The sequence below is a fragment of the Thermodesulfobacteriota bacterium genome (assembly GCA_040754335.1).
In the GTDB taxonomy this organism is placed as follows: Bacteria; Desulfobacterota_D; UBA1144; order Nemesobacterales; family UBA2774; genus 2-12-FULL-53-21.
Genome location: JBFMCV010000003.1, coordinates 179,330 through 192,042, shown reverse-complemented (window position 1 = coordinate 192,042; position 12,713 = coordinate 179,330). Strand labels below are relative to the sequence as shown.

The window sequence follows — 12,713 nt, the reverse complement described above, 5'->3', positions numbered from 1 at the left end:
TAACACTTCACTTTAAAGGGGAGATGGACATGAAATATTTCGCAGCATCGGTTCTTGGTCTCTTGTTTATCGCTTCGAACGCCCTGGCGCAGGCGCCGCAGATAACGGATTACAAATACAATCCGGGCGACGCACTCCACCCGTTCAAGCTCACGAGTCTCGCGTTAAGGCCGCCCCTCGCCCTGACGAGCGTATTCGTCAAGGGCACTTACTGGGTGTTCAATGTCGACCCCATAAGAAGGGCGTTCAATATAGAATACGATCCGACTATCAACATAGACGGGGATTATTGATCTCTTTTTGACTTGCCGGGAGGGAAGCCCTCGGTCAGGACCGCGCCTCGGAAGCCTCAGCCTTTCATGAACATTTCCAGGATAGCCTTGCCCGCGTGAAGCTTGTTCTCGGCTTGCCGGAAGATTATGGAATTGGGTCCGTCCGCCACTTCGTTCGTGATTTCCTCCCCCCTGTGCGCAGGAAGGCAGTGCATCACGCAGGCGTTTTTTTTGGCGTGCGATAAGAGCTTCTGGTTTATCTGGTAAGGCTTGAAGATCTTTTTCCTCTCGGCAGCGTCTTTTTCCTGCCCCATGCTTACCCAGACGTCCGTATACAATACGTCCGCACCGTCAGCCGCTTCCGCCGGATCGTTCAGTATCTCTATGCGGGCTTTGCCGGGGGACGCCTTTCCGTCGACCGCCGCGAGGTCGGGCTCGTACCCTTTGGGAGTTGCGATGGAGAGCCTGAAACCCAGTATCGCGGCCGCCCCTATGAAGGAGTTGACCACGTTGTTCCCGTCGCCTATGTAGGCGAGCTTCATTTTCCCGAGGTCGAGGCCCGTTTCCTTGATCGTAAAGAGGTCCGACACTATCTGCGTAGGGTGCTCCAGGTCCGTGAGCGCGTTTATGACGGGTATGCTCGCCGACCTCGCGAACTCTTCGAGCCTCTCCTGCTCATAGGTCCTGAGGATTACGCCGTCGAGATAAGAGGACAGTATCTTCGACGTGTCGGAGATGGTCTCTCCCCGCCCGAGCTGAAGGTCGTTCGGATTGAGATAGAGCGGGTTAGCGCCTAAGTCGCTTATAGCCACCTCGAACGAAACCCTCGTCCTGGTCGAGAGCTTTTCGAAAACAAGCCCGATCGATTTCCCGCTGAGCGATGCGCGCCTCCTGCCGGATTTCTTTTCGGCTTTCAGCTTCGAGGCTCTTTTGAAGAGGGATTCGAGCTCCTTCTTCGTAAGGTCGGATATCCTGAGGAAGTGTCTAGGCACGGGCCGCCTCTTTAAGCGATCTGCGGATGATCTTGAGCGCATGTTCGATCTCGTTCTTTTTCACCGTAAGCGGGGGGAGTATCCTCATCACCTTCTGCTCGGTGAGAATGGTGAGGAGCCCGTTATTCGAGCATCTCACTACCACGTCCTTTGCGGTTTCCGCATTTACAAACTCGACGCCTAGTATGAGTCCTTTTCCCCTCACGTCCCTGACGGTATCTCCGAATTCATCTTTTATTTTAAGGAGCCCGCTCAGGAAATATTCACCCATCCCTGCGGCGTTGTCGAGAAGCCCGTCTTCTATGATAGTTTTCAGCACCGCTATGCCCGCGCACATCGCGAGCGGGTTGCCACCGAGCGTGGTCCCGTGATTGCCGGGAGAGAGGTGCTTCGCGACCGCGTCCGTCGCGAGAACCGCCCCGCAAGGTATCCCGCCCCCGAGAGCCTTGGCGAGGGTCATTATGTCAGGCTTTATTCCGTAATGCTCGTAAGAGAAGAGCTTCCCTGTCCTGCCGAGCCCCACCTGTATCTCGTCGAGAATGAGGAGCACGTTCTTGCGCTTGCACAGCCTCCTCGCGTCCCTCAGGAAATTCGCGTAAGGCATAATCACGCCGTTCTCCCCTTGAATCGGCTCGAGTAATACGGCGCAGACTTTATCGTCCCCGAGGGCTTTTTCTAAGGGATCTATCTGCCCGTAAGGGACGGATTTGAATCCGGGGACGAGCGGCTCGAACCCCTTCTGGTATTTTTTGTTAGTCGCTGAGAGCGCGCCCAGCGTCCTTCCGTGGAAGGAGTCGCGGGCGTGCACGACCTTGTACCTCCCGCCGTTCGCTCCCCCCCATTTCCTGGCTAACTTTATCGCGCCTTCGTTCGCCTCCGCCCCGCTGTTGCAGAAGAACACCTTGTCGGCGAAGGAGTTCTCGACTAGCATCTTCGCGAACTCGACCTGCTTCTCTATGTGATAGAGGTTGCAGACCTGTACGAGCTTCCTCGACTGCCCGGATATCGCCTTCACCACGTTAGGATGGCAGTGCCCCAGGTTGTTGACGGCTATTCCCGTCACGAAGTCGAGGTACTTTTTCCCCTCCGAGTCCCATACCCACGAGCCCTTTCCCCTGACCATGGCGATCGGGTACCTGCCGTAGGTGTTCATGAGGTATTGCGAGGTGCCGGAAATAATATCACCCGTTCTCAAAGGAGTATCTCCGTCCCGATTCCGGCGTCGGTGAATATTTCGAGTATGAGCGAGTGCTCGATAGTGCCGTCTATGATGTGCACCTTCTGCACCCCGTCGTGAAGGGCTTCGATCGCGCACATGACTTTAGGTATCATGCCGCTCGAGATTATCTCTTTCTTGATCAAGTGTCTCGCCTGCGATTCGGTGATGCTCGAAAGGAGGTTCTTATCCTTGTCCATGATGCCGGGGACGTTCGTCATGAGTATGAGCTTCGCCGCTTTGAGCGCGCCCGCGATCTTCCCGGCCACGTGGTCGGCGTTGATGTTGTAGGTCTTTCCTTCCTCGTCGAACCCTATGGGCGCGATAATCGGTATGAAGCCCGAGCTCTCGAGCACGTTTATCAGCTGCGGGTTCACGCACTCCACCTCTCCTACCATCCCGAGGTCTGCGTCCTCCGGTATGTCGAGCCCGTTCTCGATCGCGAACTTTTTCACGTCGAGCTTCCTCGCGAGTATCATTTTCCCTTCCTTGCCCGACGTGCCGACGGCCTTACCGCCCATTGAATGTATCATCTCGATTATCTTCTGGTTTATCTTCCCGACGAGGACCATCTCCGCGACTTCCATCGTCTCCTCGTCAGTCACTCGGAGGCCCGCGATGAATTTGGATTCTATCCCCAGCTTTTTCAGGTGGCTCCCTATCTGGGGGCCGCCCCCGTGGACCACGACCGGGTCTATGCCGACGAATTTCATCAGCACTATGTCCCGGGCGAAGTTCGGCAGGTCGTCGTCGCCTATGCTCCCACCGTATTTTATGACTATCGTCTGCCCGTAGAATTCCTTTATATAGGGTAGGGCCTCAACGAGCGTTTTAGCTTTCTGTATAAGGTTTTTCATCCGCCTCTTTCGCAGACTGAAAATAAAGTTGATTATTATAAAATAAATACGATTCCATGCAAATAAATTCTTTTCCGCGGGTGAATATTTATCTTGGGTATACTCCCGATTTCGGCGTCAGTTACGGGTGAAATCCCGGATTCCACCCGTGAGGGCCGATAGTAACGGATGTAGTGACCGGTGTTTGCATGGAGAAATCCTCTTCCCAATCGCCAGCGGGCGGTTTCCCTGTTATATTTAATAGCCGCGGAGGTATTGAAAATGTCACTCGATGTTGAACGCGCCGGTCTCGATATAAGCGAGAAGGGGAGGGCGAAGGACGGCACCGTCCTATCCTCCGACCGGAGGCTGCTGATGCAGCTCCTCGCCTTCGGGAACTGTCATAACACGCCGAAACTAATCAATGAATTAAAGAAATCCGGCATGGATTTCGCCCTTTATGCGGACATAAACGACCCCTACGGGATAGGCCTTCTGTCCGTTAACGAGGACCCGAACTTCTTCGTCGGCGGGCTTAGGGAGTTCCTTAACGGCTCGGCCTTCACCGAGCTTACGCCCAAGCCCGAATACACCATGCTCGGGAGGACTTATTCGCTAGGATACGAGCCCGATCTCGAGAGGACGCTCATCGACCGGCCGCGGGAGAGAGTTCTCGACCCGGAGCTCCCCTGGGTGATATGGTATCCACTCCGCAGGAACAAGCTCTTCGAGACCCTTTCGGCCGAAGAGCAGCGCTCTGTCCTGGGAGAGCACGGGAAGCTCGGCTTCAAGTTCGGGGACGCTGGCTTAGGCAAGGACATACGCCTTGCCTGTCACGGCCTCGACAGGAACGACAACGACTTCCTGATAGGCGTCCTCGGGAAGGACCTCTATCCTCTATCCATACTCATCCAGTCGATGCGGAAGACCAAGCAGACGTCGATGTATCTCGAAAGCCTGGGGCCTTTTTTCATCGGAAAGGCGCTCTGGCAGAGCAAGTCATAACTCCTGACGTGTGATCACCCGCGGGCACACACATAGTGTGTTTTAATATTCTTTCCAACTCCTCTGGTTAATCCAGCAACGAAACCCACCCCGTTCGTACTGAGTTTATCGAAGTATGAATGGGGTGGGTTTTCAATCCAACAACCGCGCAATACCCATTCGCCCTGCATGTCCGGCGTTGCTTTAGCGGAGCCGGAAGCTTGTCGAAGGACGCATTTTCCCCCGACATTACAGAATCCGGCGGCGGATCAGTAACCGCAAATAAATTTCCTCCCCCTTGAGGGACGGTTCTGAGCGTGCACAAGAACCGGTCGGACCTACAACGAAGCTGATGTAGCCAATCAACTTCAGGCTCAATGCCACCTGATCCAAATTAGGATTAAGGTGGGGGTGACACCTTACATTCATTCATCAAAGATAACCCGTTCGCCCTAAGGCGCAGAACCTGCGCTCATATATGATTGCTCCGTCACTCCTCATCTTTCGTCAAATAAAGGAGCGGGGCCGCAGTTAAGGGAATGACGGGCATAAGTTTTTAGATTGGCCGAGAGCGACGCCAGGTTCTATAGAATATATCTGCTCAGGTCCCTGTCCTTCACTATATCGGCGATCTTGTCCTTCACGTATTTCGCGTCGATCACAATCTTCTGCTCGGCCATGTCGGGTGCGTTGAAGGATATCTCGTCGAGCATCCTCTCCATTATGGTGTGGAGTCTCCTCGCGCCGATGTTCTCCGTCGATTCGTTGACCGCCTGGGCCGTCTCCGCTATTTCCTTTATAGCGTCGTCCTTGAAGACGAGGTCTATTTTTTCCGTGCTCAACAGCTCCGTGTACTGCTTGATGAGCGCATTCTTGGGCTGCGTGAGGATGTTGATGAAGTCCTCCGTCGTAAGCGGCTCGAGCTCGACCCTGATCGGGAACCTGCCCTGGAGCTCGGGGATCAGGTCCGAAGGCTTCGATACGTGGAATGCGCCCGCCCCGATGAACAAAATGTGGTCAGTCCTCACCATCCCGTGCTTCGTATTCACCGTGCACCCTTCTATTATCGGGAGCAGGTCCCTCTGTACGCCTTCCCTCGATACGTCGGGCCCGGCGGTGCTCTCGCGCCCGGCGACCTTGTCTATCTCGTCGATGAAAATTATCCCCGACTGCTCGACCCTCTCTATCGCCATCTTGACGACGTTGTCCATGTCTATTAGCTTCTGTGCTTCCTCCTGTATGAGGACTTCCATGGCGTCGGGGACTCTCACCTTCCTCTTCTTTGTTTTCTTGGGGAAGAGGTTCCCCAGCATGTCCGATATGTTGACGTCCATCTCCTCCAGGCCCTGCGGTGAGAACACCTGAATGGGAAAGTTTTTTGAAGTCACCTCGATATCCACGAACCTCTCGTTGAGCCTGCCTTCCCTTAAGAGCTTCCTCAGCTTCTCGCGGGTTTCGCCCCCCGTGTCGGTATGCGGTTGCTCGCCCCCGCCTGTGGGGAAAAGGAGATCGAGCATCCTCTCTTCCGCCAGGTCTTCGGCCTTGGCTCTCACGGTCTGTTTTTCTTCGTCGGTTATCATTTTTATGGCTATATCGGTAAGGTCCCTTATCATCGACTCGACGTCCCTGCCGACGTAGCCGACTTCCGTGAACTTTGACGCCTCCACCTTGAGGAACGGAGCCTGGGCCAGCTTCGCGAGCCTCCTCGCAATCTCCGTCTTTCCCACGCCCGTGGGTCCTATCATGAGTATGTTCTTAGGCGCGATCTCGTCCTTCAGCTCGGGCGATACGCGCTGCCTTCTCCAACGGTTGCGGAGCGCGATCGAAACGGCGCGTTTTGCCTTGTTCTGGCCGATTATATACCTGTCTAGCTCCGAGACTATCTCTCTCGGCGTGAAAAATGTTTCGCTGCTCATGTTATGCGAGTTCCTCTACTGTTATTTTATCGTTCGTGTAGATGCAGATTTCGGACGCGATCCTGAGGGATTCTTCGGCGATCTCTCTCGCGCCCAGCTTCGAGTGCCTTGATAGCGCCTTGGCCGCGGCCTGTGCGTACGAGCCTCCCGAGCCCACGGCGACGACGTTGTCGTCGGGCTCGAGCACGTCTCCGCTGCCCGAGATGAGGAACATGCTCTCCTTGTCGGCGACGGCCAGGAGCGCTTCGAGCCTCCTCAGTATGCGGTCAGTCCTCCAGTCTCTCGCGAGCTCTACGGCCGCTCTCCTGAGGTTCCCTCTGAACTCCTCGAGCTTGGCCTCGAACTTGTCAAAGAGTGTCATGGCATCGGCGGTAGCCCCTGAGAAGCCCACCAGCACCTTGCCCTCGAATATCTTCCGGACTTTTTTAGCGGAATGCTTTACGGCTGCGTGCCCCAGGGTTACCTGGCCGTCCCCGGCCATCGCGACCCTGTCTCCTATCTTTACACAAACTATCGTTGTTCCGTGGAAGTTTTCCATGTTCACGCTCTCGGGTGTGTTTTATCGTAAATCTCCATCAATTTTTCGATCGACGTATGCGTGTACCTCTGCGTCGTGGAAAGGCTCTTGTGGCCGAGCATCTCCTGGATTGCCCTCAGGTCTGCCCCCCCTCCGAGGAGGTGCGTTGCGAACGTGTGCCTGAGCACATGAGGGCTCACGTTCTTGGGTATCCCCGCGAGCGTGGCGTATTTCCTGATTATCCTGTCGACGCTCCTGACGTTGAGCCTCCCGCCTCTCGAATTTACGAACAGGTGGTCTCCTGTGGGGTTCATGCCGAGCCTTTCGCGCAGATATTCATTGATCGCCTCCGCGGCCTTCGAGCCGACGGGCACGATCCTTTCCTTGCCGCCTTTGCCCAGGACCTTGACGGTGAGGTTCTTGATGTCTATGTCGTTCAGGTCGATGCCTACGAGCTCGCTCACCCTGAGCCCGCTCGAATACAGGAGCTCGAGCAGTGCGGCGTCCCTGGATACGAGCGCGCCCTCGCCCTCTATGCCGAGGAGCTTCACAACCTCGTCGACCGTCAGGAACGTCGGGAGCCTCTTCTCGCCCTTGGGCGTCGGTACGAGCTTCGCGAGGTTATTTTTTATAACGCCTTTCCTTATCAGGAATTCGAAGAACGTCCTTACGGACGCGAGCTTCCTCGATATGGACGCCCTCGAGTTCCTGGTGTAAAGCCAGTTCACGTAAGCCCTTACGGTCTTCTCGTCCAGATTCCCGGGATCTATAACTCCCACTTTTTCACCGAGGAGCTTTTTTTCTTTTATAACACGCCGGAACTCTCCTATATCGGTGATGTAAGCCTTGACGGTGTGTTTCGAGTAGTTTCTCTCGGAGCCGAGATAGTCCCTGAAATTCTGAATGAGCTGTTCCATGATATCAATCGCTATAATATAAACACCGCTCCCCATCTTTCAATGGAGGGTATTTATCGGGAGACGGGGAGGTATAAAAGAGTGACAGGCACAAGGGTAGGCTCCGCCGGGAAATTATTGGCTCCCTCGCGGAGCTTATACGGAGAATCCGGACTGTTAATTACCGAACCCCGCGTAATCCTTGGAGAGCTCGTCGTAGAACAGTCCCGACAGCTGCACTCGTTTCGCGCCTACGTAGCGTTTCTTGTAATACTGCTTGTTGATGCTGTCGATGGTTACCTTTCGCGACGCCGAGGAGGCGTGTATGAATTCGTCGTTGCCGATGTATATACCTACGTGCGAAGGGTATTTCGCATATGTTGTGAAAAATACGAGGTCTCCGGTATCGAGATTTCTTTTAGAAACGCTGTATCCGGACTTGTAATATATGTCCCTGGCCGTCCTGGGCAGATATACGTTGAACCTGCTGAAAATTTTCTTTACATAACCCGAGCAGTCGATACCGGTAGCGAGGTCGTTGCCGCCGAATTTGTAAGGCGCCCCCAGGTACTTTTTTGCCACCTGTATGATGCTTTCCTTCGAGAACCTCCCGTTTTCCACTTCGGGTTCCGAGTATTTGTAATGTCCGTTCGATTCATGAACGGCGCTCTCCTCTGCTGCTGCCCTGTATTCGGTCTCCTCGCGTCCGTAGCCCGGAATATACAGGACCTGCCCTACTCTGATGGAGTTACCCTTAATATTATTCTCTCTCTTGAGCTGCTTGATGGTGACGTCGTAGCGCCTGGCTATACGTCCTAGCGTGTCGCCCTTCTTAACTACGTACTCGCCCCTCGGTACAGAGGCTGAAGCTGCGCTTTCGGCTTCACTCTCAACGGGCTCTGCGGGATTCAGTCCCGGTATGCTCAGCTTCATGCCCGCCCTGAGCGTATCGCTCGAAAGCCCGTTCGCCCTCATGATCGAAGTAACGGGGACGCCGAACTTCCTGCTGATTTTGCCGAGCGTGTCGCCCTTGGCCACAGTGTATTTGGACTGCGTGACCTTCTCCTGAGGCACGGGAATGAGAAGTATGTCGCCGTTATTAATCGTATCGTTCTTTAGCGCGCTCGCTTTCTTTATTTCCTCTATGGTGACGCCGAAGCTCTCTGCTATATTGCCGAGCGTGTCGCCCGACTTGACGACGTACCTCTTCTTGATATATACATCGCTCACCGGTTCCGGCGCTGTTTCTTTTATTATTACTTCTTCGGTCTCTCTGGTGATTTCGGTGCCGGGGACCATGAGCACCTGGCCCGACCTCAGATTGCTGCTCTTGAGCCCGTTCGCCTTTTTGAGCTCGCTCTGCGAGACCCCGAATTTAAGAGCGAGGTGTCCGAGCGTGTCCCCTCTCCTGACAGTGTATTCCCTCGTGTATTTCGCGGTTTCAGTGATTTCGGTCACTGATTCTGTGACCTGCGCTTCCTGCACGTTCTCCCGGGAGGCCGCCTGAGCCCCGGACGCGTTCAGTACGAGCCTTTGGCCGACCCTCAGGTTGTTGCTTATAAGACTGTTGTACTCTTTTATGCGGTCTACGGATACGCCGTACGTCCTTGCGAGCTCGTAAAGGGTGTCGCCCTTTTTCACGATGTATTCGGACGGCGCTTGATTCTCGGCATCGCGTGCGGCGGATGTATCGCCCGTGACAGTCCCGGTTTGCGTCCCGGGAACGACCAGCACCTGCCCGACACGCAGCTTCCTGCTGTCGAGGTTGTTGAGCCTGATCAATTCGTCAGTGCTCACGCCAAGCCTTCTGGCTATTGCGCCCGGCGTGTCGCCTTTTTTGATAACGTATTCTTTAGTTTTTGTCGTTGATGGGGTTGTGGCATTGACTGACTCGGCGCGGCTTGGTTCCACGCTTTCCTCCCCGGCGGGAGCGGCTTTCTCTGCGGATGCTGTCTGCCCCTGTTCGTAGCCGGGGACTGAGAGCCTCTGGCCGATCTGGAGATTCCTGCTGTCGAGGCTGTTGAGCTTTATCAATTCATCCGTGCTGACACCGAGCTTTCTGGCGATAGCGCCAGGCGTATCCCCCTTAACAACGGTGTAAGCGCTTGCCTTCACCGGAGCGGGCTTGTCGGCGGTCCCGTTCACGGCCGCGGGAGTTTCTTCAACTGCCGCCGTTCCGCCGCCCGGGATTATAAGGACCCGCCCGATCTGCAGTTTATCGTTTTTTAGTCCGTTGGCTTTTTTGATTTCGGCGCTCGGCACGTTAAACCTGAGCGCGATGTGCCCGAGCGTATCGCCTTTTCGGACGGCGTACTTACCGGGCGCATCTGAGGAGTCTTTCGAGGAATCCCCGGCTTTACCCGCAGTTTCACTGACTGAATCTCCGGCCGCCGGCTCCCCGGACACCGTTGCCTTGACCGGCTCTGAGTTTGAGGGAGGGATTAAAAGCTTTTGTCCGATTTGTAGTTTTGTATTCTTTAAACCGTTTGCTGCTTTCAGGTCTTCCGAAGAAAGACCGTATATTTCCGCTATTTCACCTAATGTATCGCCGTTCTTTACGATGTATTCGTTATTATTGCCTCGAGCGGTGTTCACCGCCGTTCTGTCTTCATCGCCGGACGAGACGTCGACCGTTAAAACATCGCCGATGTCCAGCCTGCTGTCTTTCAGATTGTTGATTGACTTAAGCTCGTCGACTGTAAGCCCGAACTTTTTGGATAATTCATAAAGGTTATCTCCTTTCTTGACTACATACTTTTTGGCCGCTAGAGCAGTTGCCGGAAGGAGAATTGCGAAAAGGATAATTAGGGAACGCCTGAGCACCATACCTATACCTCCTGCAGAGACAAAATCTTAAAAAAATCCAACCCCGGAATAAAGCGCCGAGATCCGGTCATGCTTTTTGGTCTAGGTTTTCAAAGAACTAAGTAAACTACTTAAAATTGACTGGGACAGATTATACACGAAAAAAAAAGGATTTGTAAGAGGATTTGTATAGTTATGATTTTTTCAGGTTTTCAGGGTTAAGAGGCCTGCTTAGTTTAATTATTTGAGTAACCCTTATTGTCTCAGGAACGGTACGTTTTCTCTGAGCCATTCACCGAGAGGCAGTCCGAGGATGTGCAGAATTATGATAGTTCCGTCCTTATCTCTTTCCCTGACAAGCACCTGTCTTACGAGCCTTGTGGCGATTTTCTCCATCTCTCCGGCACCTAGTCCCGGGATGTCAAGGAGCTCGTCCATTCTGAGAGTTATGACCCCCATTTTGGGCAGGCTGAAATCCGGATCGCCCGAATACTCTATGTTGAAGGTTACGTCGGACGGGCCTGAGACGCCCGATTTTATATCCGATATACCAACGATGCGTAAGTAGTCGAGTGTCGGCACAAGCAGCTCCGTCGATGCCCGCGCAGTCTGACTCCGTTCAAGGGCCCGGCGTCATGTATATCTGACTCGCTGAAGGCGGGACTCATTCGATTATGTTAGTGCATATGTAGAGGAATTCGTCGCCGAGCTCCCAGTTGATGGTCATAATCTGGATCTGGCCTTTGTCCTTGAGGTCGTTAAGCGCCTCTACGACGCTTATTTTCGTTTTATTATAATCCAGCTCCGGGTTCGCATCCACGATCGCCTGTGTGAGCTTGTCGGTATTGGAGTTCCCCTGACCTGCGCCTCTGCAGAGCAAATTCAGCAAATGTGATTCGATATCGTTCATGGCTTCCTCCCGGACCGTGATTCCGGGACGTCTCTCGTGATTTCCTGGCCGCGTCTATCTCGCCGCAGCCGGCTGTAGAAAACCTAAAACGAAATATAGTGTATTATAAAAAAAAGAGCAATAATACATGCACATAATAATCGGCAACCAGATTGGTATTGCCGATAACGGCGCTTGATGAAAGTCCTTCTTTATACCCATGAATTCCCCCCGTTTCTGGGAGGGCTTGCCACGACGAGTATGAAACTTGCGAGAGGGATTTCCGGCTCGGGGATAGAAACGGTCGTGCTCGCTCCGGGCTACGGCCGGGAAAACGGCGTGACAGACAAGGGGCTAGGGTGCCGCGTTATCAGGATTCCCGCTCTCGGCAGCAGTTGGATAAAGGCCTTACCTTACGCCGACATTCTCCTCGGTTTATTCTCCCTCACGAAGGCTCTCCGCGATGAGAAACCGGATATCGTCCTCTTCATAACGGAGGAGGCCGAAGCGGCGGGCGGTCTCGTTCCGGTAATCTCGTTCCTGCCCGTTGTGCGTGTGGCGGGCTCGGGCATCACCACCTGCTTTTACGGAAAAAGGTTGCTCAAACGACTGATGAAGCATCCTATGATGAGGCTCTACAAGCGGGCCGGCCGCATTATAGCAGTCAGCAGGAATACGAAGGGGCTCCTCGAGAGCATTGGCATTCCGGGAGACGTTATCACGGTTATCTACAACGGCGTTGGCGGGGAAATGCTGTCGAGGGAGCCCGATGCGGATAAGTTAAAGGCGCTCAGGTCAAAGCACGGGATAGGCGGATCGGCCCCTGTCATAATCACGATTGCTAGGGTTCTCCCGAGGAAGGGTCAGGACATGGTCATAAGGGCGCTCCCGCTCATAAAAAAAGAATTCCCGGATATTGTCTATCTCGTCGTCGGCGAGGGGAGGTTCAAAAAGAGATTCGGGGAGCTTGCCGACGATATGGGAGCGGGCGGATCCGTCGTTTTTACCGGCGGAGTCAGTCACGATGAAATAATAAATTACCTCGATCTCGCGGACGTTTTCGTGATGCCGAGCAGGCGGTGGGACGACAAGGTCGAGGGTCTGCCTAACGCATTGATAGAGGCGGGCGCGAGGGGGAAACCCGTCGTAGCGGGTAATGAAGGGGGATCTGCGGAGGCCGTGAGGGACGGCGTGACAGGAGTCCTCGTCGATCCGGAGAGCGTGACGGATATAGCCGAAGCTGTAATATCCCTGCTCAGGGACCCCGGGCGGGCGCGGCTCATGGGCGAGAGCGGGAGGGAGATGGTAAAGGAGTTTCATACGGAAGCGCGGATGATAAAAAATTATGTCGATGCCCTGAAAGGTGCTCTCGATGCGAAACCATAAAGTC

The 12,713-nt window shown here is 54.3% G+C and carries 12 protein-coding genes; 3 read left to right on the top strand and 9 right to left on the bottom strand.

Annotated features, from left to right (window positions below):
• Nucleotides 1-29: 29 nt before the first annotated feature.
• On the top strand, nt 30-293 hold the full coding sequence (locus AB1598_07215) for a hypothetical protein (GenBank protein MEW6144795.1): 264 nt from the start codon (nt 30-32) through the stop codon (nt 291-293).
• 56 nt (nt 294-349) lie between these two features.
• Here the strand turns inward: AB1598_07215 and argF are convergent, their stop codons facing one another.
• From argF to argB, 3 genes are read right to left on the bottom strand one after another with little or no spacing between them, the layout of a single operon-like run.
• Complete coding sequence (argF, locus tag AB1598_07210) at nt 350-1,264, bottom strand: ornithine carbamoyltransferase (protein MEW6144794.1); 915 nt, start codon at nt 1,262-1,264, stop codon at nt 350-352.
• Nucleotides 1,257-2,459, bottom strand: coding sequence for an aspartate aminotransferase family protein (locus AB1598_07205; GenBank protein MEW6144793.1), 1,203 nt, complete (start codon nt 2,457-2,459; stop codon nt 1,257-1,259). The genes argF and AB1598_07205 overlap by 8 nt, the downstream gene beginning before the upstream one ends.
• Nucleotides 2,456-3,337 (bottom strand): acetylglutamate kinase, encoded by an 882-nt coding sequence (argB, locus tag AB1598_07200; protein MEW6144792.1) that lies wholly within the window; start codon nt 3,335-3,337, stop codon nt 2,456-2,458. Before argB ends, AB1598_07205 begins: the two co-directional genes overlap by 4 nt.
• 261 nt (nt 3,338-3,598) lie before the next feature.
• On the opposite strand from argB, the gene AB1598_07195 reads away from it, so the two are divergent.
• A complete protein-coding gene (locus tag AB1598_07195; GenBank protein MEW6144791.1) occupies nt 3,599-4,321 on the top strand; it encodes a chlorite dismutase family protein in 723 nt (240 codons plus the stop codon).
• A gap of 563 nt (nt 4,322-4,884) precedes the next feature.
• On the opposite strand, the gene hslU is transcribed toward AB1598_07195, so the two are convergent.
• The 6 genes from hslU to AB1598_07165 all read right to left on the bottom strand — a co-directional run bounded on the left by hslU (nt 4,885) and on the right by AB1598_07165 (nt 11,344).
• Nucleotides 4,885-6,216, bottom strand: coding sequence for an ATP-dependent protease ATPase subunit HslU (hslU, locus tag AB1598_07190; protein MEW6144790.1), 1,332 nt, complete (start codon nt 6,214-6,216; stop codon nt 4,885-4,887).
• A gap of 1 nt (nt 6,217) precedes the next feature.
• Nucleotides 6,218-6,754, bottom strand: coding sequence for an ATP-dependent protease subunit HslV (gene hslV / locus AB1598_07185; GenBank protein MEW6144789.1), 537 nt, complete (start codon nt 6,752-6,754; stop codon nt 6,218-6,220).
• Nucleotides 6,755-6,756: 2 nt separating this feature from the next.
• Nucleotides 6,757-7,650 carry a site-specific tyrosine recombinase/integron integrase gene (gene xerA, locus AB1598_07180; GenBank protein MEW6144788.1) on the bottom strand — a complete coding sequence of 298 codons (894 nt, stop codon included), beginning with the start codon at nt 7,648-7,650 and terminating at the stop codon, nt 6,757-6,759.
• 156 nt (nt 7,651-7,806) lie between these two features.
• Entirely contained in the window at nt 7,807-10,455 is a 2,649-nt protein-coding gene (locus AB1598_07175; GenBank protein MEW6144787.1) for a LysM peptidoglycan-binding domain-containing protein, read from the bottom strand.
• A 234-nt stretch (nt 10,456-10,689) separates the two neighbouring features.
• Nucleotides 10,690-11,016: a hypothetical protein gene (locus AB1598_07170; GenBank protein ID MEW6144786.1), complete on the bottom strand. Its 327-nt coding sequence runs from the start codon at nt 11,014-11,016 to the stop codon at nt 10,690-10,692.
• A gap of 82 nt (nt 11,017-11,098) precedes the next feature.
• Nucleotides 11,099-11,344, bottom strand: coding sequence for a hypothetical protein (locus tag AB1598_07165; protein MEW6144785.1), 246 nt, complete (start codon nt 11,342-11,344; stop codon nt 11,099-11,101).
• 177 nt (nt 11,345-11,521) lie between these two features.
• On the opposite strand from AB1598_07165, the gene AB1598_07160 reads away from it, so the two are divergent.
• Complete coding sequence (locus AB1598_07160; GenBank protein MEW6144784.1) at nt 11,522-12,709, top strand: glycosyltransferase family 4 protein; 1,188 nt, start codon at nt 11,522-11,524, stop codon at nt 12,707-12,709.
• The last annotated feature ends 4 nt before the right edge of the window (nt 12,710-12,713 follow it).